We start from the raw sequence: 23114 nt of genomic DNA on the forward strand, positions 1-23114 counted from the left end.
TCCCGGAGGAGGTTTTTTATTGCACAGCAAAGCGTACTTATTTCAACAATAAACTATTGATACGCTTAACATAGGCAGCAGGATCTTCCGGTAGACCACCCTCGGCAATCACGGCCTGATCAAAAATCACATTGGCCAAATCATCAAACTGGTTCGATCCTTCCAGCTTTTTCACCAAAGGATGTTCCGGGTTAATTTCCAAGATCGGTTTCGACTCAGGAACAGCCTGACCGGCTTGTTTCAACATACGAATCAATTGCGGCGAAAGTTCACCTTCACCTGTCACCAAACATGCAGGTGAATCGACCAAACGCGTAGTCACCCGCACTTGTTGGGTTTTGGCCTTGAGTGCATCTGAAAGCTTATCTACGACAGGTTTAAACTGTTCAGCTGCTGCTTCCAGGGCTTTCTTCTCTTCAGCATCCTGCAGATCACCCAAGTCCACGGCACCTTTAGACACGTTTTGCATAGGTGTACCATCAAACTCGTGCACAAATTCCATTGCCCACTCATCTACACGGTCTGCCATTAACAGCACTTCAATACCTTTTTTCTTAAACAATTCCAGCTGCGGAGAATTTTTTGCAGCAGCCAGACTATCAGCAGTTACATAATAAATGGCCTTCTGGCCTTCTTTCATGCGAGCCTTATAATCGCTCAATGAAGTTGAAACTTCATCATTGCTTGAAGTCGAGAAGCGTAATAATTTTAAAATACGTTCACGGTTACCCAAGTCTTCACCCAAGCCTTCCTTAAGTACTGAACCAAATTCAGCATAGAAAGTTTTGAATTTTTCCTGATCCTGTTCATCTTCAGATTTTGCCAGACCATCCAGCATGGTCAGCACACGGCGGGCATTTCCTTCACGAATGGTTTTGACATCGCGGCTTTCTTGCAGCAATTCACGGCTAACATTGAGGGGAAGATCGGCACTATCCACCACCCCTTGCACAAAACGCAAATAGTTTGGAATCAGATTATCCGCTTCATCCATAATAAACACGCGTTTTACATACAGCTTGATGCCAGCTTTGGCTTCACGGGTAAAGAGGTTGCCAGGCGCCTTGCTTGGCACATACAACAACTGGGTGTATTCGGTACTGCCTTCTACACGGTTATGCGTCCAGGCCAAAGGCGCATCAAAGTCATGGCTCAAGTTCTTGTAGAACTCGGTATATTGCTCTTCAGTGATCTCATTTTTATTGCGGGTCCAGAGTGCGCTGGCAGAGTTAATCGCTTCCCATTCGTCAGTTTTGACGTATTCACCAGGCTTAGCTTGTTCACCTTCAGCCGCTTCTTCTTGCTGCCAGATTTCTTTCTGCATTTCAATCGGCAAGCTGATGTGGTCAGAGTATTTATTGATGATTTGCTTAACTTTATAAGATTCTAAATACTCAAGAGCATTGTCACGCAAATGCAAAATGATATCTGTTCCACGTGAAGCCTTATTGATTTGTTCAACTTCGAAATCACCGGTACCGGTACTGATCCAGCGTACTGCGTCAGTGGTATCGGCAGCTGCATGACGTGATTCTACGGTAATTTTTTCAGCAACAATAAAGCCTGAATAAAACCCGACACCAAACTGGCCAATCAATTGCGCATCTGACTTTTGATCGCCAGACAGTTTAGACATGAAGTCTTTGGTACCTGATTTGGCAATGGTACCCAAGTTATCAATGGCTTCCTGTTGGGTTAAGCCAATACCATTATCAGAAATGGTGAGGGTTTTATTCTCTTTATCCAGGCTGACACGTACATGCAAGTCAGGATCATTCTCATAATATTCAGGATGATTAATCCCTTCAAAACGCAGCTTATCGCAGGCATCCGAAGCATTCGAGATCAGTTCTCGCAGGAAAATTTCAGGGTTTGAATAGAGAGAATGCGTCACTAAATGTAACAGCTGCGCTACTTCGGCCTGGAAACTATGTTTTTGTGCGCTTTGTTCACTCATAAATCACTCCTTAAATTCATTACACAGTTTTTATTGGATGCTTAATGAATGGAGTGAGTTAGCGAATTTTCAATAGGACTAAATAAATTTTTCTTAAAAAGGACCCTGTTGATAGACCCGTTCCATATACAGATCCAGTTTTTGTTGGCGCATTTTATAAACTTCAGTTAAACAACGGCTTGAATTGCCACATTGATCGCGCAACTGTAACCATTTGACTTGTTCATCCTGAATGACCCCACGTGTTCCCATCGGTACCAAACGTTTAATCATCTGGTAGGTGGTGGCCATTTTGACATCAGCATCATTAATAGCGCGATGATCACAAATTGCATGTTCTGTTGCAGTACGTGCCTTGTCACAATTAAAACTGGCAGCAGATGCAGAACCCATCAAAAAACTAAAAAAGACTGCACCACATAAAGTGAATAATTTCATGATTCTTCTTACTCTTTTAGCTTATTGTAGACGATTAACTTAAACGCATTTTTAATGATTAAACAGAACTAAAATGCTCAATTTGTGTGATTTATTGTGACTGAATAAGTAAATAAAAAGATCCCCATCAGAGATGGGGATTTTGACGCTGATTTGTTATTTTAGTTTTAGTTTTGGTTTTAGAATTTGTAGCTATAACCAATGGTGTAAACAAGTGGATCAATATCCAAGTCAAATTGAGCAACAGTAGTATCGCCCGCTTTAACTGTCACTTCAGGACTAATTTGTGCATAACGTACGTCAGCAAATACACCCCAGTTTTTCGCATCAGCTGGTTTAAAGTTAAATCCAACTTGACCTGCAAAACCAAAGTCCTCTTTAACCTTAACGTCAGTACCAGTTAAAGGACCACGTTCGCTTTCATCCCAAGCAACAAATGCTGTACCACCAACCCCAATGTATGGTGTGAAGCCAGTTGAGTTTTTAAAGTTATATTTCACTGTTAATGTAGGCGGTAAATGTTTAATTTTAACCGCATTAACACCATCGAGTGTTACATCATGGCTAATTGGCGCTGCAAGAAGTAATTCAGTCGAAATATTGTCATTGAAAAAATATTCCACAGAAGGGGTGAACGCATATTCATTGTCAGCTTGAACAACGCCTACGCCAGCCACTGCTGTATCTTCTGTTGGAGCAACTACAGAACCACCTACTTTAACCTGCCACTGACCTGCCATCGCAGAAGCAGACATCCCCAATAATGTAATAAGAGCAACTTGTTTTAACATTTTTAAACCCCTATGGAAGAATATTAACAGTAATTTTCAAACATTAATTAATAATAAACACGCCTATTATTAATATGCAATAGCCATTAATTATTTTAAATTTCATTTATTTTTAAACCATTGAAAATATTAGTTATTTATTTTAATCAGACCAACATAGTTGGTTTTAATACCAACTATGTTAATCAGATTAATGATTATATTCCAAGTACATTGCTTGGTTTTATTATATTAATTATTTAATAACATTTATTTTAAATACATATTTTAAAATTAGCAATAAAATGAATTAAAAATTCAATTAAAGTACCATTGCTGCAATCCAACCAAATACCAATAATGGAATATTAAAATGGATAAAAGTCGGAACCACCGTATCCCAAATATGATCATGCTGACCATCCACACCCAGACCGGCTGTTGGACCTAAAGTTGAATCTGAAGCTGGAGAACCGGCATCACCCAACGCTGCAGCGGTACCAATCAGTGCCACAGTGGCCAATGGAGAGAAACCGAATTGTACGCAAAGCGGTACATAAATTACCGCCAATACCGGTACACTGGAGAATGACGAACCAATCCCAATAGTCACGAATAATCCAATAAACAACATCAGAAATGCAGCCAAGGCTTTATTGTCACCAATCAGATGCACTACTCCATTCACCAGACTATTGATGTCACCAGTATGCGTCATCACCGAAGCAAAACCAGCCGCAGAAATCATAATGAAGCCGACCAATGCCATCATGCGCATGCCTTGAACAAAGACATCATCCGCCTCTTGCCATTTGAAGATACCTGCAGTAGACAGCACCGCAAAACCGACCAGTCCACCCAAGATCATGGAACCTGAATACAGCTGGGCAATCAAAGTCAAGGAAATCGCAAGTAGTGCCATCAGGATGGTTTTTTTCGCGATAATTGGTGCTTGTTCAGCTTCGTGTTTGAGTTCTTCGGCATCCGCTTGCAGACTCACTTCGCCCGCACGAATTGGTTTGTCCAGATCGATGGTGGTCACACGGGCAACTGCACGATCAATATAATGACGTGGTTTGCGATAGCTGAAAAATACGGCAGTCAACGTACCAATCAACATGCCAATAACCGGAATGGCCATCCCCATCGGCATCATCCAGCGATCGACATGCAAGTCATAGGCTGCACCAATTTTATTGATATTGCCCATCAAAATTTGTTCAAGGAAAATTGAACCAAAACCGACTGGTAGGAAAATATAAGTTCCGACTAGACCCATGGTCAATACACATGCTGCCGCACGACGGTCCAGATTCATGTGATTCATCACTTTAAGTAACGGTGGAACCAGTACCGGAATAAAGGCAATATGCACAGGAATAAGGTTTTGAGAGAAAATGGCTGCAATGAGTAAAATGCTTAACAGTAAATATTTTACTTTTCTGGTTTTTTGATGCGTGGCTTCCGCACCCAGCAAACCAATCAGTTTATGTGCTAAAAGATCAGGCAAGCCTGATTTTGACAAGGCTAAAGCAAAGGCACCCAATACCGCATAAGCCAAGGCAACCTCTGCCCCATCACCTAGCCCCGCATTAAATGCGGTTACAGTATCTGACAAACTTAGCCCTGCAACCAGGCCACCAATAATTGCTGAAATGACCAAAGTCAAGACAACAGAAACTCGTGCCAGTGAAAGTATAAACATCACGGCAATCGCAATTACTACTGCATTCATGGAAATTTTGAGGAAGATGAAAAAGCCGTTATTTTATCAGATTCGCTCTTTTGAAACTGTAAATAAATCGGCTTAGCAATAAACTATCAAATTATTGATTTTAATTAAAATTTAAATAAAAAATCTCTATTCAATTATTTTTTAAGGCAAATGCTTTAATATATTCTGCGACTAACTCGGCTTGACTTAAAATCGCCCAGTGATTGGCATCCACCTCAACGCGTTGAAAATTTTCCGCCCATTTTGGCACTTCATCAATCAGTTCAGGACTGACAAAATTGTCCTGTTTCAGCACGATGGCTTGTACCGGACAAATGGCAAAACGTCGACGTGGCATGCTTAAACGTGGAAGGAAATTGGCACGATATAGCCCGACACCATGCTTTCCATCAGAGGCAATATGAGTATTGCTAGGCAAGTCTTTTTGATGTTCTAGCTGCTGCAAAACTTTGCCCCATTTTTCAGCGCTAAAAAAATGCCAGACTGTTGGGGCAAGCAATGGCAACTGAAAAACAGCGATATACCAGGATTTAGCCAGTTGTTTGAAAAACTTGGGCTTATTTTGTTTAAATTGCTGACGCATCCAAAAAGCCGCATGATCTAAACACGGGCCAGAAATGGTGGTATAGGACAGAATCCTGTGGCTAAATCTGGCTTCAGTCACCGATTCCCAAGACTGGATTGAACCCCAATCATGGGCTGCCAGATGAAATGCCCGATCACCCAACACAGTATTGACCACACTTTCTAAATCGAGCGACAACTGTGCCAAACTATAGTCACGAATTCGTTTTGGAATGGATGATTTCCCGGCACCGCGTACATCATAAGTCAGCACATAAAAATCCTGGATCAACTGTTGAATCACCGGCTCCCAAACTTCCTGATTATCGGGATAACCATGCACCAGCACTAAAGCCGGTTTTGCCTCATTGCCCCAGGTTTTGACATAAAGACGCTGCTGATCCGAGGTAGCAACCCATTGTGTTTGAGCTTGCATGTATTGTTATCCTATTCTTTTATTGACTATTTATTGCAGAGTCTGGGCAATGCGATCAATGCCACCCTGCTCATTCTGTTTTAGTATGTTCTGAAGCCATAAAAAAACAATTGACCAAAATGAGCCTTTTAAAAAAACTACAGACAATTCCTGCCATTTCTAAATTTTTATTAAATCGTTATGCACCTTACCGTGGGGCAGGGATTGAGATTGATAAGGTCGATCTGGCGAATTCTCATATTCGCATCAAAATGCCGTTAACGCGTAAAAATCAAAATGTGGTCGGAGTACATTTTGGTGGCAGCTTATATTCGATGGTCGATCCTTTTTATATGCTGATTTTGATGCATCATCTGGGTTCAAAATATATTGTTTGGGATAAATCGGCATCTATACAATTTCTGTCTCCAGGCCGTGGTACGGTCTATGCCGATATTCGGCTAGATTCCACAGAGATTGATCAGATTAAGCAGCTGACTGAAAATCATGCGCCGGTATACCGAAACTATAGTTTAAATATTTTTGATGAAGCAGGCGTACGTATTGCCGAGGTACAAAAAACGGTATACATCCGCCGCAAAAAACCAAAGGCCAGCCCTAAATGATAAAAAGCGCCTGGTCAACAAGCGCTTTTATTTAAATTCTAAACATCAATTAACGTTTTTTCTGTTCGATTGCAGCACCTGCACCGCCACCAATCGCTCCACCAATAGCAGCTCCGGCATTACCACCAAACACGCCTTTACCCACAGCAGAACCAATGGCACCGCCTATACCGCTATAAGTAGCATTACGGTTAGAACCCCCTTGGGTCTTACTACCGACTGCTGCGCCGGCACCACCACCAACTGCTGCACCAAGGCCACCACCAACTTTATTCCCTACTCCACCACCAACGGCACCACCCAATGCAGCCGCGCCAATACGTTGATCTCTTGGAGACATCGAATCACAACCCACCAGCATAAAAGTTGACAAGGTTGCCATTGCCATCACGCTCATTAACTTTTTCATGGGATTTCTCTCCTTTTTTCATTCTTTTAGATTATGCCTATTTTGTGGAAGCAATGACCCTAAAATGTTACCCATTACAGTTAAAATGCAGCGTTTTGTAAAAAGGCCTAAAAATTTCAGGGCTTTTTTATTGGAGCTTGTTCGTCTTCGCTGAGCACCATAATATCTTTGGTGGTTATTCCATTTTCGGTCAAAACAGCATGTGAAGTTTGAGTGTTTTGGCCTAAATTCTTTTTCTGATCCAGCTTTAAGGTCGATGAATTGGGGCTTGTCCGGATTTAAACTTAACACCTTCTGCATCAATTTTTTTGGTTTGGGAAAGAACCTTACCTTCTTGCTTTATAGTGGTATTCACTTCAATTTTTGAGGTGGGCACAATCACACCGCCCTTTTGTATCACTGGAATACCTGAACATAGTCAAATACCATTTTTTATTTTTGGCTTTAGGAGCAAGATACATTTTTTCTAAATGCTCCATCACTGATGGCTCGTCATAAATGTAGATACGATTGATCTTGTTAAGGTATTAAATCAATGCAGGCTTTATTTGCCTAACATAAAAAAATCGGCATTGCTGCTGTTGTATAAATACCCTATGTTTAATGACATATTTTCAAGTTAAAAGAATTTCAAAGAAAAATATTCCAAGCGATCAATTAGCTTATAACAAAAATTTTAAAATGCTGTAGTACTTAAAATTACAGGAGAGTCAGGATGAAAAATCTTGTTTTATCGATATTGACATTGCTTTGCTTCAATCCATCAGCATATCCCAATAATTTCGATACAAATGCCCTGACTAAAGCTAAATCTTTGAAAAATATTCCTTATGGACAGCATCCTCATCAAGTGATGGATGTATATTTTCCTGCCCAACCTCTAACAGATGAAAAGCCAGCACCGCTCATCGTTATGGTTCATGGCGGGGCTTGGACCATAGGTGATAAAAATAATGCTGCTGTGGTAAAAAATAAAATTGATTATTGGATGAAACAAGATTGGATTTTTATTTCTATCAACTATAGATTACTTCCTGATGTGTCATTACAACAACAAACACAAGATATCGCAGAAGCACTCATTTATATTCAAAATCAAGCTCATCATTGGCATGTTGACTCCAAGCGCTTAGTCCTCATGGGACATTCCTCTGGTGCACATTTAGTCAGCTTATTAACAACACGTCCCCTTTGGCTGGTATCACAGCCTCAGTCTTGGCGTGCTACAATTGCTTTAGACAGCGCCGCTTATAATGTAGAAAAAATTATGCGGTCTCCGCATGCAGGTTTTTATGATCGAGCCTTTGGTGATCAGCCATTAAACTGGAAAGCCCTTTCTCCCACATCGCAACTTCACCAAACTTTACCTGCATTTCTCGCTGTTTGTTCGACCATCCGTGCCGACCAACCTTGTACTCAGGCACAGCAATTTATTCAACAAGCACAGAAATTAGGGACTAAAGCCCAGTTATTGCCTGTCCCCCTTTCACATATTGAAATCAATAAATCGCTGGGAAAAAATAATCCATATACGCAAGCCGTGAATCAATTTATACAAAGCCATTAATTGTCCATTGAGAGAAGCTAAAGGGAGCTCATTTAAGCTATAAATTATCTGAACACTATTTAAAATCCTATTTTTCTCAAATTCCGGAATATGCCCTCAAATGGAATTCATAAAAAAAGATGCCCGAAGGCGTCGATGATTTTCTTTAACGGAATGGGTTTTGAGAAATTTTCACCTTCACAGGATCTTTTCCCTTACGAATTTCTTGTCCTCTTGAGCAGAGATATTCAAACACCATTTTTTCATCTTTAGCTTTAGGTGCGAGATAGATTTTCTCCAAATGCTCCATCACAGATGGCTCATAGTCGATATAAATTCTATTAATTTTCTCATCATATTTAATTAATGGATTATCTATTTGAGTCACGTAAATCATGCGACATTCTTGTTCTTCTTTAAATGCCATATGTTTAATGAGATAACGTAGAGGTAAAAGAATCTCTGCTAATAGCCGTTTTTCATCAAACGTTAGTTCATCCTGATTCAAAGTTACAACTTGGATAACAATTTCCTTTAAATCTTTACTCACTTCAGACTCAATTTCTAAAATTTCTTTCTGATATTGATTCCACCATTTTTCAGCTTCAGGATTAGATTCAAGCAGATGCTGTTTGTTTTCATCTTTATATTCCCTATGAAAGCTCCACTCTTCTCGTTGTGCGACCTTTATTAAACCTGAATTTGGATCTAAATAGATACAACGATATAAAGGCACTTTAGGAAGATAATTCGCATGATCATCTCTTTTAACTTCTTCTAATTCTTGATATTCGGGTATTTTTGATTCCTGAAAATCAAGCTTGCCAAGGATATCTACAATATTAGACTCTCTGGAAAAAAAATCTTTTGAAAATATAAAACTCACACCAGTTGCCTCTTGCTGATGTTCTTTAGCATAAAGGCGAAATTGATTAAGTGAGTCATGGTGTAATGTAAAACAACTAATAAAAGCTAAATCCTGAGTAATTATTTTTTGCTCTAAATTTAATAATTTATGCATTAATAACCCCTCTTTAGGGTCATTCATTAAATTAATAGTATTTAGACGTAATGGAGAGCGTTGATTATCAATTTTAGAAAATAATATTTTTGATACCGTTAAGTTCGTATAATGTGCAATAGAGCTCTCATATTCTGATTTTATATGTAATACCTTCAAAATCATATCTACTAAAGCAATTATATTTAAAAATGCATTTATATTTGTTATTTTTACATTACTTTCGACTTCAATAGTATTTTCTATCTGATAACCATAAATTGGGTAAAAATCTGCATCTTTAGGTATATTTTTCCATTTCTTAGATAACTCATTAAAATTATTTTCACTAAGAAAAATGCGACCTAATAAGAATTGAGCCTTAGCATATAAATCTACTTCTGTATCCAAAACCGCTTCATATGAGTTTTTAGCTTGGATTAACTTTTCAGATCTATAGTGAATATTACCTTCATTAAATTTAGCTTTAGAGTAAGCACGTGAATACTTTTTCTTAACGTTTTTATAAAAATTTAATGCTTCTTGATCTTTACCTTTTAAGCTAGATATTAAACCTAAACTGAATTGAGCATCAGCATATGAGGAGGTATCAGCTTCAGATATTCTTGTCAGACATTTTTCTGCTTGTGTATATTGTTTCTTATTAACATACAGACTTGCTAAATTTTGTTGAGCCTTTGCATATTCTTCATCATTCTTACTTGTTTTTTTTATAATTGTTTTATAGTTTATTATTGCACCATCTATATCACCTTGTTTTTCTTTTACCAACGCTAAATCAATTAATGCATTATGATAAATTTCTTTATCAACTTCATTTACCCTGCTTAAATATTCAAATGCTCTATTTAAGTCACCATTTTTCAGATAATTATGACCTAAAATATGCTGTGCTTTTGCATAAGAACTGTCGTTATTGCTTTCTATTTTCTCTATACATTTTAGGTATTTTTGATCATTTAGCCGCAGATAAGACATTGCGACATCATGCCAAAATATATTTTTAGCATCTAAATTCAAATTATTTATTTGTCTAAGCAACAATGAATCTATTTCATAATCATGACTCTCTATGATATTTCTTTGGACGATTTCCAATATTTGTCCTAGAAGTTGATGCATCTTTAGATCCAAAATATTCTCCATAACTTATCAGCATCAAATTTAAGTATATAAAAAAGCCACCCGAAGGTGGCTCTTTTTTGACTAGTTTAAAGGACTAATTACAGACCGTTAAACTCATCGCTGAATGCCTGGCTTAATGCTTGGTCTACATCAGAGAAGTCATTCACAAGTGCATGTTCTGCAGCTTCTGCTTCCTGACGACGACGTTCCAAGTGGTAAGCAAGACCAGTACCCGCTGGGATCAGACGACCTACAACTACGTTTTCTTTCAAGCCACGTAGGTCATCTTCTTTACCTGTTACAGCCGCTTCAGTTAACACACGAGTTGTTTCCTGGAACGATGCAGCAGAGATGAACGAGTCAGTAGAAAGCGATGCTTTGGTAATACCCATCAATTGACGTTCAAACTTCGCCGGGAACTTGTTCTGCGCAAGAACGGCTTGGTTCTCACTCATAACACGGATGTAATCCACTTGTTCGCCTTTGATGAAGCTTGTATCGCCACCGTCAGTAATGTCGACTTTACGCAACATTTGACGCACGATCACTTCGATGTGTTTATCGTTGATTTTTACACCTTGCAGACGGTATACGTCCTGAACTTCGTTCACGATGTAGTTGGTCAACGCCACTTCACCTTTCAAGCGCAAGATGTCGTGTGGATTTTGCGGACCATCAGAAATGGTTTCACCACGGTTCACATGCTCGCCTTCGAACACGTTGATGGTACGCCACTTCGGAATAAGCTCTTCGTAGATCTCAGAGCCGTCATCCGGAGTAATCACAAGACGGTTCTTACCTTTAGTCTCTTTACCGAAGCTTACAACACCAGAAATTTCAGCAAGAATTGCGTGCTCTTTCGGTTTACGTGCTTCGAACAAGTCAGCTACGCGTGGAAGACCACCGGTAATATCACGGGTACGTGAAGTTTCTTGTGGTACACGACCAATAACGTCACCTACACCAATCGTTTCGCCATCACGGACAGAAAGAATGGTATTTTGTGGCAAGAAGTAGAACTGTTCGCCACCATCAGTTGTATCCAATACAACCGCTGGACGCAAATCTTTACCTGACGCAGGACGTGAAGTCACTGGCAAGATTTCGATCGTTGTCATACCTGTTGCATCATCAGTTTTCGATGTCACAGTTACGCCATCAGCAATTTGGCTGAAACGTACTTTACCGGCAACTTCTGTAACCAATGGATGTGTATGCGGATCCCAAGTCGCTACAATACCGCCTGCTTCAACAGCTTCACCATCTTTCAACAAGATAGATGCACCGTAAGGAAGTTTATAGCGTTCGCGTTCACGACCTAAATCATCCGCAATACCGATTTCACCTGAACGTGAAGTCGATACCAAGTGACCTTTGGCATGTTGTACTGTTTTCACGTTGTGGAAACGTACTGTACCTTTGTTACGAACTTGTACGCTGTTTGCAGCAGAAGTTCGGCTCGCAGCACCACCCACGTGGAACGTACGCATGGTTAACTGTGTACCTGGCTCACCAATTGATTGAGCAGCCATTACACCCACAGATTCACCTGGGTTAACCAAGTGACCGCGAGCAAGGTCACGACCATAACACTTCGCACATACGCCAAATGTAGATTCACAGTTTACAACTGAACGTACTTTAACTTCATCGACACCTGCTTCTTCAAGGAAGGCAGCAATTTTTTCGTCAATTAAAGTGTTACGTGGAAGAATGACTTCGTCAGAACCAGCACGTTTCACGTCTTCAGCAACAACACGACCCAATACTCGAGCACCCAGATTCTCAATGACATCGCCACCTTGAATGAATGGCGTCATGACCAGACCGCCATAAGTACCACAATCCGGCTCGGTAATAACCAAATCCTGCGCTACGTCTACCAGACGACGAGTCAAGTAACCAGAGTTTGCTGTTTTAAGTGCTGTATCGGCCAAACCTTTACGCGCACCATGTGTTGAAATGAAGTACTGAAGTACTGTCAAACCTTCACGGAAGTTTGCTTTAATCGGGGTTTCAATGATCGAACCATCCGGTTTCGCCATCAAACCACGCATACCCGCCAACTGACGAATCTGAGCTGCCGAACCACGGGCACCCGAGTCAGACATCATGTAGATCGAGTTGAATGATTTTTGTTTCTCGTCTTCACCCTGTTTGTTTTTAACAGTGGTGAAAGACAAGTTGTCCATCATCGCTTTCGCTACCTGGTCATTGGTACGTGCCCAGATATCGACAACCTTGTTATAACGTTCACCGGCAGTTACGAAACCTTGTTCAAACTGTTGTTCAATTTCGCGAACTTCAGTTTCTGCTTTTTCGATAATCGTATATTTTGTTGGCGGAATCAGCATGTCTTCCATACCAACAGATACACCAGAGCGAGTCGCTTGACGGAAGCCCAAGTACATCAACTGGTCAGCAAAGATAACGGTATCTTTCAGACCCAATTTACGGTAGCAAGAGTTAATTAACTTAGAGATGTTCTTCTTGGTCATCTCAACGTTAATTTGCTGGAAGTCCATACCTTCAGGAACAACTTCCCAAAGTAAGCAACGACCTGGAGTCGTATCAACAATAATGGTTTGCTGTTCGCGGTTACCATCTTCATCAATTACAGTCTGGTGTACACGTGCTTTTACGCGAGCGTGTAAATTCACTTGACCAGTCGCCAATGCGCGGTTTACTTCATCAGTATCCGCAAACACCATGCCTTCACCTTTGGCATTGATTGCATCACGCGTGATGTAATACAAGCCCAAGACAACGTCCTGAGACGGTACGATGATTGGTTCACCGTTGGCTGGAGACAAGATGTTGTTGGTCGACATCATTAACGCACGAGCTTCTAACTGAGCTTCAAGTGTTAATGGAACGTGTACCGCCATTTGGTCACCGTCGAAGTCGGCGTTGAACGCAGCACATACGAGTGGGTGTAGACGGATCGCTTTACCTTCAATCAGGGTCGGTTCAAATGCTTGAAGACCCAAACGGTGAAGTGTTGGCGCACGGTTCAACATCACTGGATGTTGACGAATTACGTGAGCAAGAACGTCCCAAACTTCCGGCGTTTCGCGCTCAACCATTTTCTTCGCAGCTTTAATGGTTGTTGCTTGACCAGATGCTTGTAGTTTCGCAAAGATGAATGGCTTGAACAATTCAAGTGCCATTTTCTTAGGAAGACCACATTGGTGCAAACGTAAAGTCGGACCTACTGTAATAACCGAACGACCTGAATAGTCGACACGTTTACCCAATAAGTTTTGACGGAAACGACCTTGTTTACCTTTGATCATATCTGCCAAAGATTTAAGAGGACGTTTGTTCGAACCTGTGATTGCGCGACCACGACGACCGTTATCTAACAATGCATCTACAGACTCTTGCAACATACGTTTTTCGTTACGTACGATAATGTCTGGAGCAGCAAGGTCAAGAAGACGTTTCAAACGGTTGTTACGGTTAATCACACGACGGTAAAGATCGTTCAAGTCAGAAGTCGCGAAACGACCACCTTCAAGAGGAACCAACGGACGAAGATCTGGTGGAAGAACTGGCAATACAGTTAATACCATCCATTCTGGCTTGTTGTTTGACTCTTTGAACGCTTCCATCAACTTCAAACGTTTAGACGCTTTTTTCAGCTTGGTTTCTGAAGTTGTGTTTGGAATTTCTTCACGCAGGCGTGAAATTTCGTTTTCAAGATCGATATCTTTCAACAAGTCTTGAATCGCTTCTGCACCCATTTTCGCAGTAAATTCATCACCGTGTTCTTCTAAGGCTGTGAAGTATTCTTCATCGTTAAGAAGCTGGTATTTCTCCATTGGAGTCATACCCGGGTCAGTGACCACGTAAGATTCGAAATACAATACGCGTTCGATGTCACGTAAAGTCATGTCTAAAAGAAGACCGATACGAGACGGTAATGATTTCAAGAACCAGATGTGTGCAACTGGAGAAGCAAGCTCAATGTGACCCATACGTTCACGACGAACTTTCGCAGTTGTTACTTCAACGCCACATTTTTCACAAATGACGCCTTTGTATTTCATACGCTTGTATTTACCACACAAGCATTCGTAATCTTTTACTGGACCAAAGATTTTGGCACAGAACAAACCATCACGTTCAGGTTTGAACGTACGATAGTTAATTGTCTCAGGTTTTTTAACTTCACCATGAGACCATGACTTAATCATTTCTGGTGACGCAAGACCAATACGGATGCGGTCAAACTCTACAGGAGCATGACCGTCTGAATCCGTCTTTTTGCGCATGATATCGAGCAAGTCTTTCAATTTTTTTCTCCGTGTGTTGTGGAGATTTTCACTTCACAACTGGGTCACAAATATTGTTTTTTACTGAAATTCGGGAATCTCAAAAAAATCCCCCTAAATCCCCCATTATTAAGGGGGACTTTCTCCTCTCTTTTCTAAAGAGAGGTCGGGGAAGATTTATTAGTCACCATTTTTCAGTTCAATGTTGATACCTAAAGAACGGATCTCTTTGGTCAATACGTTGAACGATTCAGGCATACCTGGGTCCATATAATGGTTACCATCTACAATGTTTTTGTAGATACGAGTACGGCCTTCAACGTCATCCGACTTAACAGTAAGCATTTCTTGGAGCGTATAAGCTGCGCCATATGCTTCAAGAGCCCAGACTTCCATCTCACCGAAACGCTGACCACCGAATTGAGCTTTACCGCCCAATGGTTGTTGCGTTACTAGAGAGTAAGAACCTGTAGAACGCGCATGCATCTTGTCATCAACCAAGTGGTTCAATTTGAGCATGTACATGTAACCTACAGTTACTGGACGGTCGAAACGTTCACCTGTACGTCCGTCAAACAATACGGTTTGACCAGAACGTGGAATGTCTGCAAGTTCAAGTAACTCTTTGATTTGGCTTTCATCAGCACCATCAAATACAGGAGTTGCAAGAGGAATACCTTTACGCAAGTTTTTAGAAAGCGCCAGGATTTCATCATCAGTCAGGCTATCAAGATCTTCTTGCTCGCCACCGACTTTGTTATAAATCTTATCTAAGAAGATACGCAGTTCAGCAATAGTACGCTGTTCTTGCAGCATCTTGTCGATTTTATCGCCAAGACCTTTTGCCGCCATACCCAAGTGAGTTTCAAGAATCTGCCCCACGTTCATACGTGAAGGTACACCCAGTGGGTTTAACACGATATCAACCGGTACACCGTTAGCATCGTGTGGCATGTCTTCTACCGGTAAGATGTTTGATACAACACCTTTGTTACCGTGACGACCCGCCATCTTATCACCCGGTTGGATGCGACGTTTAACCGCAAGGTAAACCTTAACAACTTTCAATACGCCAGTTGTTAATTCGTCACCTGTAGAAAGTTTGCGTTTTTTCTCAGCAAATTTCTCGTCAATCTCGAAGCTCTTCTCTTTCAAGAACACTTGAATTTGAGTTAAACGTTCAGCGATTGCTTCATCAACAGGTTGGATATCCAACAAATCAACAAGTTCCAAACCAGCCAATAAATCTTCAGTTAATTTATCGCCACGTTTAGTTGTGCCACCACCGTTAGATTCTTGACCTTTCAACAAACGAACGATACGTTCACGTGCTGCTTCTTCGAAGATTTTGAATTCTTCTTTCAAGTCTTTACGGTAAGCATCAAGCTGAGCTTTTTCAATTGCTTGAGCACGTTCGTCTTTTTCAAGACCGTCACGTGTAAACACTTGAACGTCAATAACAGTACCTTTAACACCTGAAGACACGCGTAAAGATGAGTCTTTAACATCAGCCGCTTTTTCACCGAAGATTGCACGAAGCAATTTTTCTTCCGGTGTTAATTGCGTTTCACCTTTAGGCGTTACTTTACCTACCAGGATGTCGCCCGCAGTGACTTCAGCACCGATGTAAACGATACCTGATTCATCAAGTTTAGAAAGTGCAGCTTCACCAACGTTAGGAATATCGGCAGTAATTTCTTCTGCACCTAACTTGGTATCACGAGCCACACATGACAATTCTTGAATGTGAATCGAGGTTAAACGGTCTTCTTGAAGAACGCGCTCAGATAACAAGATCGAGTCTTCGTAGTTGTAACCGTTCCAGGTCATGAACGCTACGCGCATGTTTTGACCAAGTGCCAATTCACCGCCATCTGTAGATGGACCATCCGCAAGAACGTCACCACGACCCACTTTATCACCAAGTTTCACAAGAACTTTTTGGTTGATACAAGTGTTTTGGTTAGAACGTGTATATTTGATCAGGTTGTAGATATCTACACCTGCTTCACCCGCGATCATCTCTTCTTCGTTTACACGAATAACCACACGAGAAGCATCAACGAACTCGATACGGCCACCACGTTTCGCAAGAACACATACACCTGAGTCGTGCGCTACGTTAGCTTCCATACCTGTACCAACAAGTGGCTTGTCAGCGATCAACGTAGGTACTGCCTGACGTTGCATGTTTGAACCCATCAATGCACGGTTGGCATCATCGTGTTCAAGGAATGGAATAAGTGATGCAGCAACAGATACAACCTGTTGAGCAGATACGTCCATATGCGTCACTTTTTCAGGAGGCATACGTACGAAATCACCTTGGTGACGTACAGAAACAAATTCTTCTGTTAAGTTACCTTCTTTATCAATTGCAGAATCGGCCTGTGCAATGACAGTACCTACTTCTTCAATTGCAGAAAGATATTCAACGTCATCTGTTACACGACCATCAACAACTTTACGGTAGGGAGTTTCCAAGAAACCGAAGTTGTTACATTTAGCATAAACAGACAATGAGTTGATCAAACCAATGTTTGGACCCTCAGGAGTCTCAATTGGACAAACACGACCGTAGTGAGTTTGATGTACGTCACGTACTTCGAAGCCCGCACGTTCACGTGTTAAACCACCAGGCCCAAGCGCTGATACACGACGTTTATGTGTAATTTCAGACAATGGATTGTTTTGGTCCATGAACTGAGATAACTGGCTTGAACCAAAGAATTCTTTGATTGCAGCAGCAACTGGTTTCGCATTGATTAAATCTTGCGGAGACAAGTTGTCAGTTTCAGCTTGGCTTAAACGTTCTTTAACAGCACGTTCTACACGAACCAAACCAACACGGAATTGGTTTTCTGTCATTTCACCGACTGAACGTACGCGACGGTTACCCAAGTGATCGATATCGTCGACTTCACCTTTACCGTTGCGAATTTCAACCAGTGTTTTTAATACATCTGTAATATCTTCGTTTGAAAGAATACCTTCAACTTCACGTGACTTCTGGTCTGTACCGACTTCGTAAGGACGACCCAAACGACGGTTGAACTTCATGCGGCCTACTGGAGACAAGTCATAACGTTCAGAAGAGAAGAACAAGTTGTTGAATAAGTTTTCAGCAGCTTCTTTTGTTGGTGGCTCACCTGGACGCATCACTTTGTAGATTTCTACCAGTGCTTCTTCACGACCTGAAGTCGTATCTGCACGTAAAGAGTCCGCAACAAAAGAACCACGATCAATGTCATTGGTGAACAGAATATTGAACTGTTTAACACCGCCTTCTGCAATCTTCACCATGATCTCATGGCTCAATACTGTGTTTGCAGCAATGACATCGCCATCTTTTAATGCGATATCTTCAGCAGTGATGCGTTCGTACAAGTACTCATCAGGAACAGGAAGCTTGGTTAAGCCAGATGCTTCCATTTGACGGACATGACGTGCATTAATACGTTTACCTTGTTCAACAATCACTTTGCCGTCAGCATCAGCAATGTCGAATTGAGCCATTTCACCGCGCAGGCGTTCAGGCACAAGGTCAATTTGATAACTACCCATGTCAAGATACACAGGTACTTTTTCATAGAACATGTCTAGGACTTGTTCGTTGCTATAACCTAATGCACGTAGAACAACAGTCGCGAGTAATTTACGACGACGGTCAATACGTACAAAGACAAGGTCTTTAGCATCGAATTCAAAGTCTAACCATGAACCACGGTAAGGAATGATACGTGCTGAATAAAGAACTTTACCGCTAGAGTGAGTTTTGCCTTTATCGTGGTCAAAGAATACACCTGGTGAACGATGTAATTGAGACACAATTACACGCTCAGTACCATTGATGACAAAAGTACCGTTTTCAGTCATGAGTGGCATTTCACCCATGTACACTTCTTGTTCACGTACGTCTTTAATTGATTTAGTTTCGCGATCTTTAATGATCAGACGAATTTTCACACGCATTGGTGCTGCATAAGTTGAACCGCGTAAAATACATTCACGCACGTCAAACTCAGGCTTACCAAGACTATACTCAACAAATTCTAAAGCAGCATTGCCAGAATAACTTTCAATAGGAAAAACTGAACGAAATGCGGCTTGGAGACCGATATCTTCGCGGTTTTTTGGTGTTTTGCCATCTTGTAAGAATGTTCGGTACGAGTCGACCTGAATCGCGAGCAAGTACGGAGCATTCATGACGCTAGGCAATTTACCAAAATTCTTACGGATCCGTTTCTTTTCGGTATATGAGTATGCCATCTGGAGTCCTCGGAAAGTAAACTAAGCTCGCCTGCAGAACGAGCCTAGAAGGAATTACACAGGCCGATATGGCCACCACTTTTTACAAATGCTGCAATTTTTAGTGGTATTAAAACGCTTAGCAATATTTTCAAATATAAAAAATATTGATAAGCATTTGATATTATTGATTTATTATAGTAATTGATGTTTTTTACATCAATCAAACAAAAATCGAGCCGATAATTGTAACGCAAAAAGGCTGATGACCCAAGAGCCATCAGCCATTTTTTGGGGTCAATTTAAAATTAGACCCCGATCGAAATTACTTAACAGTAACTGTAGCACCAGTTTCTTCAAGTTTTTTCTTAAGTTCTTCAGCTTCTTCTTTAGAAACGCCTTCTTTAAGAACTGAAGGAGCGCCTTCAACCATGTCTTTAGCTTCTTTCAAGCCAAGACCAGTGATTTCACGAACTGCTTTAATTACAGCAACTTTGTTAGCACCGAAAGAAGTCAACTCAACGTTGAATTCAGTTTGTTCTTCAACAGCAGCAGCAGCAGGACCTGCAGCAACAGCTACAGCAGCAGCAGATACGTTGAATTTTTCTTCGAAAGCAGAAATAAGTTCAACAAGTTCAAGAACAGTTTTTTCAGCAACTGCGTTTAAGATTTCTTCGTTTGTTAAAGCCATGAGAGTAACTCCAAATGGGTATTGAATGGTGTGAAAATAGATTTAAGCTTATGCAGCTTCTGACTCGTTTTTCTCTTGAAGCGCTGTAAGTAAGCGGCCCAATTTCGAAATAGGAGCTTGAAGAACATTGGCAAGCATAGTAAGTGCTTTCTCTTGGTTCGGAAGATTCGCGATAACGCTAACTTCAGCACCTTGATAAAGTTTGCCGTCAAATGCAGCAGCTTTAAGTTCAAATGCTTTGTTAGTTTTAGCAAATTCTTCGAACAAGCGAGCAGCTGCGCCCATGTCGTCTTCAGAAGTTGAGAAAGCCAAGATTGTTGGGCCAACAAGGTTGTCGTTCAAGATATTGAATTGAGTATCTTGAAGAGCGCGTTTAGCCAAAGTATTACGTACAACGCGTGTAGCAACACCTAACTTACGAGCTTCAACACGAAGAGCAGTTAATTGCTCAACAGTTAAACCTTGGTAGTCAGCAACAACAGCAGCAAATGCAGTAGAAGCAACTTCAGTTACTTCAGCTACGATCTGTTTTTTGCCTTCGATAAGAAGAGCCATTGTAAAACCTCCTAACGGTGATTTATGCACTCCAACGAGTACACTCCCAATTCGTAAATTTATTGCTAAATTTACACGCGGAGGATGAACAAATCACACCACCGCGTCTACTCGGACTGGACTTTTAAGAAGCGAGCTCCGAAGAACTCCCCTCGCCCGAGGTCTTTGACGCTGATAAACAAATATTTATCAATTCAAAGTTTGCCTAAGTTGCGCAAGAGTTCCGAAACCGGTTGCTCTTGCATAAGTTTTAAAGCAGTGCTTTTAAACTTACTCAGGGCTTTAAAATTCTGTTAAATAAGTCGAGACTTATTTAGAAATGTTTGCTACGTCAACAACAAGACCTGGGCCCATAGTTGAGCTTAGAGTGATCTTTTGAACGTAAACACCTTTAGAAGTCGCAGGTTTTGCTTTCTTAAGGTCAACGATAAGCGCTTCAACGTTTGAACGAATAGCTTCAGCAGTAAAACCTACTTGACCAATCGCAGCGTGGATAATACCCGCTTTGTCTACACGGTAACGTGCTTGACCAGCTTTTGCATTTTTAACTGCAGTAGCAACGTCAGGAGTTACAGTACCCACTTTAGGGTTAGGCATTAAGCCACGTGGACCAAGAATCGTACCTAATTTACCCACAACACGCATAGCGTCAGGTGCAGCAATTACCACGTCAAAGTCAAGGTTACCCGCTTGGATGCTCTCAGCAAGATCATCAAAACCAACGATGTCTGCGCCTTCAGCTTTAGCAGCTTCAGCAGCAGCGCCTTGAGCAAATACAGCAACACGTACAGTTTTACCAGTACCTGCAGGAAGTGTAGTCGCGCCACGAACAACCTGATCAGATTTACGTGGGTCAACACCTAGATTTACAGCTACATCCAAAGATTCTTTGAATTTAGCAGCAGGTAGGCTGTTAAGAACTTGTACTGCTTCTTCCAAAGTGTAAACTTTGTTTGCTTCAATAGCAGCAGCAATGGCTTTTTGACGTTTAGTTAATTTAGCCATGTCTTATAGCTCCACTTCCAAGCCCATAGAACGCGCAGAACCAGCAATGGTACGTACACGTGCGTCTAAATCAGCACCAGTTAAATCTGGTTCTTTAGTAGTCGCAATTTCTTCTAATTGAGCGCGAGTCAACTTACCAACTTTAGTTTTGTTAGGTACAGCTGAACCCTTAGTAATACCAGCAGCTTTCTTAAGAAGAATCGCAGCAGGTGGAGTTTTCATGATGAATGTGAACGACTTGTCGTTGTACACAGTAATCACTACAGGAATTGGAAGACCTTGTTCAACTTTTTGTGTAGCAGCATTGAATTCTTTACAGAATGCCATGATGTTAACACCACGTTGACCTAGTGCAGGACCAATCGGTGGAGATGGATTCGCTTTACCAGCTGGAACTTGCAGCTTGATATAGCCGTCAATCTTCTTAGCCATTTCAAATTACCTCTGGGTACAAACGCCGCTAGGCTCCCCAACATTATTCATGTAACAAAACTGTTACAACAACAATGCCCGATCCATAATAAATCGGGCGTTTTCAATCCAATTTAAATTAGTTCGCTTTTTCGACTTGACGAAATTCGAGCTCAACCTGAGTTGGACGATTGAATACATTGATTGTCAACGTTAAACGTGACTTCTCGTAAAGAACTTCTTCCACCACGCCTTTAAAGTCGGTGAATGGACCATCAATAACGAGTAATTCTTCGCCTGGCTCAAACATTGTCTTAGGACGAGGTGCTTCACCAGTATTGCGTACACGTGCAAGAATCGCATCAGCTTCTTTTTGCGTAATTGGAGCCGGTTTTTCAGCCGTACCACCAATAAAGCCTAATACTTTTGGACATTCTTTAACAATGTGCCAAGTATCATCATTCATTTCCATTTCAACTAATACATAGCCAGGAAAGAATTTACGCTCTGATTTACGCTTCTTGCCATCCTTCATTTCTACGACTTCTTCAGTCGGAACGAGGACTTCACCAAAGCTATCGGCTACAGCGCTACGCTGGATTCGATCATTAAGCGAGCGTAACACCTGTTTTTCATAACCTGAATAGGCATGAATAATGTACCAACGTTTCATAGCTCTCTTACCCGATAATAAACTTCATTAACCAGCCTAAAATGTAATCAAAACACCATAAAACAATGGAAGCGATTACAACAACCGCAAGAACATGCCAAGATGTGGTCACTGTTTCCTGCTTGGTCGGCCAAGTCACACGACGCAACTCGATTCGCGCATCTTTCAACAAACGAACAAAGCCTTTGCCTTGATGGGTGGCGTATAATAAACCTAAAGCCACTACGATACAAGCCAAAATCACACCAACGCGCACACCAACATTATTCGCAGGTGCCCAATACGCTGGCAAATACTGACCCACCATAGTCACACCAATGAGTAAAATCAATGCGATAACCCATAGAACAATATCTAACGGGGAACCAGAATTAACAACTTCAGCAGAATTATTTCTTTGTGGAATTGGCGCTTCGCTTAATGCGTCACGCGATTTATCATTCGACATTTTTGTACTCGTCGTAGGCTTCGCGACTTATTATATGACAATTTAACCAGCATCAAGCTTTTTTTTAAAAAAATGGCAGGCCAGGAGGGACTCGAACCCCCAACATTCGGTTTTGGAGACCGACGCTCTACCAATTGAACTACTGACCTATAATACAAATCGGGAACTTAAGTCCCCGACCTGTAGTTTCAACTTATCGT

18 protein-coding genes and 1 tRNA gene are annotated in these 23114 nt (G+C 41.2%); 2 read left to right on the top strand and 17 right to left on the bottom strand.

Features of this window, described 5'->3' with window-relative positions; all coding sequences use genetic code 11:
* Positions 1 to 37 precede the first annotated feature (37 nt).
* The 5 genes from htpG to WAE57_RS11640 all read right to left on the bottom strand — a co-directional run bounded on the left by htpG (position 38) and on the right by WAE57_RS11640 (position 5900).
* Positions 38 to 1957, bottom strand: coding sequence for a molecular chaperone HtpG (gene htpG, locus WAE57_RS11620; protein ID WP_337710742.1), 1920 nt, complete (start codon positions 1955 to 1957; stop codon positions 38 to 40).
* 93 nt (positions 1958 to 2050) lie between these two features.
* Positions 2051 to 2395: a lysozyme inhibitor LprI family protein gene (locus WAE57_RS11625; protein WP_337710743.1), complete on the bottom strand. Its 345-nt coding sequence runs from the start codon at positions 2393 to 2395 to the stop codon at positions 2051 to 2053.
* Between the two features lie 179 nt (positions 2396 to 2574).
* Complete coding sequence (locus WAE57_RS11630) at positions 2575 to 3186, bottom strand: OmpW family outer membrane protein (protein ID WP_337710744.1); 612 nt, start codon at positions 3184 to 3186, stop codon at positions 2575 to 2577.
* A gap of 301 nt (positions 3187 to 3487) precedes the next feature.
* A complete protein-coding gene (locus WAE57_RS11635; protein ID WP_337710745.1) occupies positions 3488 to 4900 on the bottom strand; it encodes a Na+/H+ antiporter family protein in 1413 nt (470 codons plus the stop codon).
* Between the two features lie 130 nt (positions 4901 to 5030).
* Positions 5031 to 5900 carry an alpha/beta fold hydrolase gene (locus WAE57_RS11640; protein ID WP_337710746.1) on the bottom strand — a complete coding sequence of 290 codons (870 nt, stop codon included), beginning with the start codon at positions 5898 to 5900 and terminating at the stop codon, positions 5031 to 5033.
* Positions 5901 to 6019: 119 nt separating this feature from the next.
* On the opposite strand from WAE57_RS11640, the gene WAE57_RS11645 reads away from it, so the two are divergent.
* The gene (locus tag WAE57_RS11645; protein ID WP_237788538.1) at positions 6020 to 6505 is read left to right on the top strand and encodes a DUF4442 domain-containing protein; all 486 of its coding nucleotides are present in this window, start codon (positions 6020 to 6022) and stop codon (positions 6503 to 6505) included.
* A gap of 49 nt (positions 6506 to 6554) precedes the next feature.
* On the opposite strand, the gene WAE57_RS11650 is transcribed toward WAE57_RS11645, so the two are convergent.
* A complete protein-coding gene (locus WAE57_RS11650; RefSeq protein ID WP_086175342.1) occupies positions 6555 to 6914 on the bottom strand; it encodes a DNA transfer protein p32 in 360 nt (119 codons plus the stop codon).
* 247 nt (positions 6915 to 7161) lie between these two features.
* On the bottom strand, positions 7162 to 7314 hold the full coding sequence (locus WAE57_RS11655; RefSeq protein ID WP_337710747.1) for a hypothetical protein: 153 nt from the start codon (positions 7312 to 7314) through the stop codon (positions 7162 to 7164).
* A gap of 315 nt (positions 7315 to 7629) precedes the next feature.
* Here WAE57_RS11655 and WAE57_RS11660 point away from each other — a divergent pair, with 315 nt between their 5' ends.
* Positions 7630 to 8481 (top strand): alpha/beta hydrolase, encoded by an 852-nt coding sequence (locus WAE57_RS11660; protein WP_337710748.1) that lies wholly within the window; start codon positions 7630 to 7632, stop codon positions 8479 to 8481.
* A 145-nt stretch (positions 8482 to 8626) separates the two neighbouring features.
* On the opposite strand, the gene WAE57_RS11665 is transcribed toward WAE57_RS11660, so the two are convergent.
* From WAE57_RS11665 to WAE57_RS11710, 10 genes are all read right to left on the bottom strand, one after another.
* Entirely contained in the window at positions 8627 to 10603 is a 1977-nt protein-coding gene (locus tag WAE57_RS11665; protein WP_337710749.1) for a tetratricopeptide repeat protein, read from the bottom strand.
* Between the two features lie 101 nt (positions 10604 to 10704).
* Positions 10705 to 14904 carry a DNA-directed RNA polymerase subunit beta' gene (gene rpoC, locus WAE57_RS11670; protein WP_337710750.1) on the bottom strand — a complete coding sequence of 1400 codons (4200 nt, stop codon included), beginning with the start codon at positions 14902 to 14904 and terminating at the stop codon, positions 10705 to 10707.
* Positions 14905 to 15063: 159 nt separating this feature from the next.
* Positions 15064 to 19152, bottom strand: coding sequence for a DNA-directed RNA polymerase subunit beta (gene rpoB / locus WAE57_RS11675; protein ID WP_237788542.1), 4089 nt, complete (start codon positions 19150 to 19152; stop codon positions 15064 to 15066).
* Between the two features lie 304 nt (positions 19153 to 19456).
* The gene (gene rplL, locus WAE57_RS11680) at positions 19457 to 19822 is read right to left on the bottom strand and encodes a 50S ribosomal protein L7/L12 (RefSeq protein ID WP_086175347.1); all 366 of its coding nucleotides are present in this window, start codon (positions 19820 to 19822) and stop codon (positions 19457 to 19459) included.
* A gap of 48 nt (positions 19823 to 19870) precedes the next feature.
* Positions 19871 to 20377 carry a 50S ribosomal protein L10 gene (gene rplJ / locus WAE57_RS11685; protein ID WP_086175348.1) on the bottom strand — a complete coding sequence of 169 codons (507 nt, stop codon included), beginning with the start codon at positions 20375 to 20377 and terminating at the stop codon, positions 19871 to 19873.
* A gap of 309 nt (positions 20378 to 20686) precedes the next feature.
* Positions 20687 to 21382 (bottom strand): 50S ribosomal protein L1, encoded by a 696-nt coding sequence (gene rplA / locus WAE57_RS11690; protein ID WP_237788543.1) that lies wholly within the window; start codon positions 21380 to 21382, stop codon positions 20687 to 20689.
* A 3-nt stretch (positions 21383 to 21385) separates the two neighbouring features.
* Positions 21386 to 21814: a 50S ribosomal protein L11 gene (gene rplK / locus WAE57_RS11695; protein ID WP_237788544.1), complete on the bottom strand. Its 429-nt coding sequence runs from the start codon at positions 21812 to 21814 to the stop codon at positions 21386 to 21388.
* A 118-nt stretch (positions 21815 to 21932) separates the two neighbouring features.
* Positions 21933 to 22466 (bottom strand): transcription termination/antitermination protein NusG, encoded by a 534-nt coding sequence (nusG, locus tag WAE57_RS11700; protein ID WP_086175351.1) that lies wholly within the window; start codon positions 22464 to 22466, stop codon positions 21933 to 21935.
* A gap of 7 nt (positions 22467 to 22473) precedes the next feature.
* Complete coding sequence (secE, locus tag WAE57_RS11705; protein WP_337710751.1) at positions 22474 to 22914, bottom strand: preprotein translocase subunit SecE; 441 nt, start codon at positions 22912 to 22914, stop codon at positions 22474 to 22476.
* A 73-nt stretch (positions 22915 to 22987) separates the two neighbouring features.
* Positions 22988 to 23063: transfer RNA gene (locus WAE57_RS11710), tRNA-Trp, on the bottom strand.
* Positions 23064 to 23114: the final 51 nt, after the last annotated feature.

It is taken from the genome of Acinetobacter sp. NS-4, from assembly GCF_037402435.1.
Lineage (GTDB): Bacteria > Pseudomonadota > Gammaproteobacteria > Pseudomonadales > Moraxellaceae > Acinetobacter.

Excerpts from the sequence above, each read along its gene's own strand:
- rplL (WP_086175347.1), bottom strand. The coding sequence starts at position 19,822 with ATGGCTTTAACAAACGAAGAAATCTTAAACGCAGTTGCTGAAAAAACT.
- htpG (WP_337710742.1), bottom strand. The coding sequence starts at position 1,957 with ATGAGTGAACAAAGCGCACAAAAACATAGTTTCCAGGCCGAAGTAGCG.
- WAE57_RS11665 (WP_337710749.1), bottom strand. The coding sequence starts at position 10,603 with ATGCATCAACTTCTAGGACAAATATTGGAAATCGTCCAAAGAAATATC.
- WAE57_RS11635 (WP_337710745.1), bottom strand. The coding sequence starts at position 4,900 with ATGAATGCAGTAGTAATTGCGATTGCCGTGATGTTTATACTTTCACTG.
- secE (WP_337710751.1), bottom strand. The coding sequence starts at position 22,914 with ATGTCGAATGATAAATCGCGTGACGCATTAAGCGAAGCGCCAATTCCA.
- WAE57_RS11645 (WP_237788538.1), top strand. The coding sequence starts at position 6,020 with ATGAGCCTTTTAAAAAAACTACAGACAATTCCTGCCATTTCTAAATTT.
- rplA (WP_237788543.1), bottom strand. The coding sequence starts at position 21,382 with ATGGCTAAATTAACTAAACGTCAAAAAGCCATTGCTGCTGCTATTGAA.
- rpoB (WP_237788542.1), bottom strand. The coding sequence starts at position 19,152 with ATGGCATACTCATATACCGAAAAGAAACGGATCCGTAAGAATTTTGGT.
- WAE57_RS11630 (WP_337710744.1), bottom strand. The coding sequence starts at position 3,186 with ATGTTAAAACAAGTTGCTCTTATTACATTATTGGGGATGTCTGCTTCT.
- WAE57_RS11625 (WP_337710743.1), bottom strand. The coding sequence starts at position 2,395 with ATGAAATTATTCACTTTATGTGGTGCAGTCTTTTTTAGTTTTTTGATG.
- nusG (WP_086175351.1), bottom strand. The coding sequence starts at position 22,466 with ATGAAACGTTGGTACATTATTCATGCCTATTCAGGTTATGAAAAACAG.
- rplJ (WP_086175348.1), bottom strand. The coding sequence starts at position 20,377 with ATGGCTCTTCTTATCGAAGGCAAAAAACAGATCGTAGCTGAAGTAACT.
- WAE57_RS11640 (WP_337710746.1), bottom strand. The coding sequence starts at position 5,900 with ATGCAAGCTCAAACACAATGGGTTGCTACCTCGGATCAGCAGCGTCTT.
- rplK (WP_237788544.1), bottom strand. The coding sequence starts at position 21,814 with ATGGCTAAGAAGATTGACGGCTATATCAAGCTGCAAGTTCCAGCTGGT.
- WAE57_RS11650 (WP_086175342.1), bottom strand. The coding sequence starts at position 6,914 with ATGAAAAAGTTAATGAGCGTGATGGCAATGGCAACCTTGTCAACTTTT.
- WAE57_RS11660 (WP_337710748.1), top strand. The coding sequence starts at position 7,630 with ATGAAAAATCTTGTTTTATCGATATTGACATTGCTTTGCTTCAATCCA.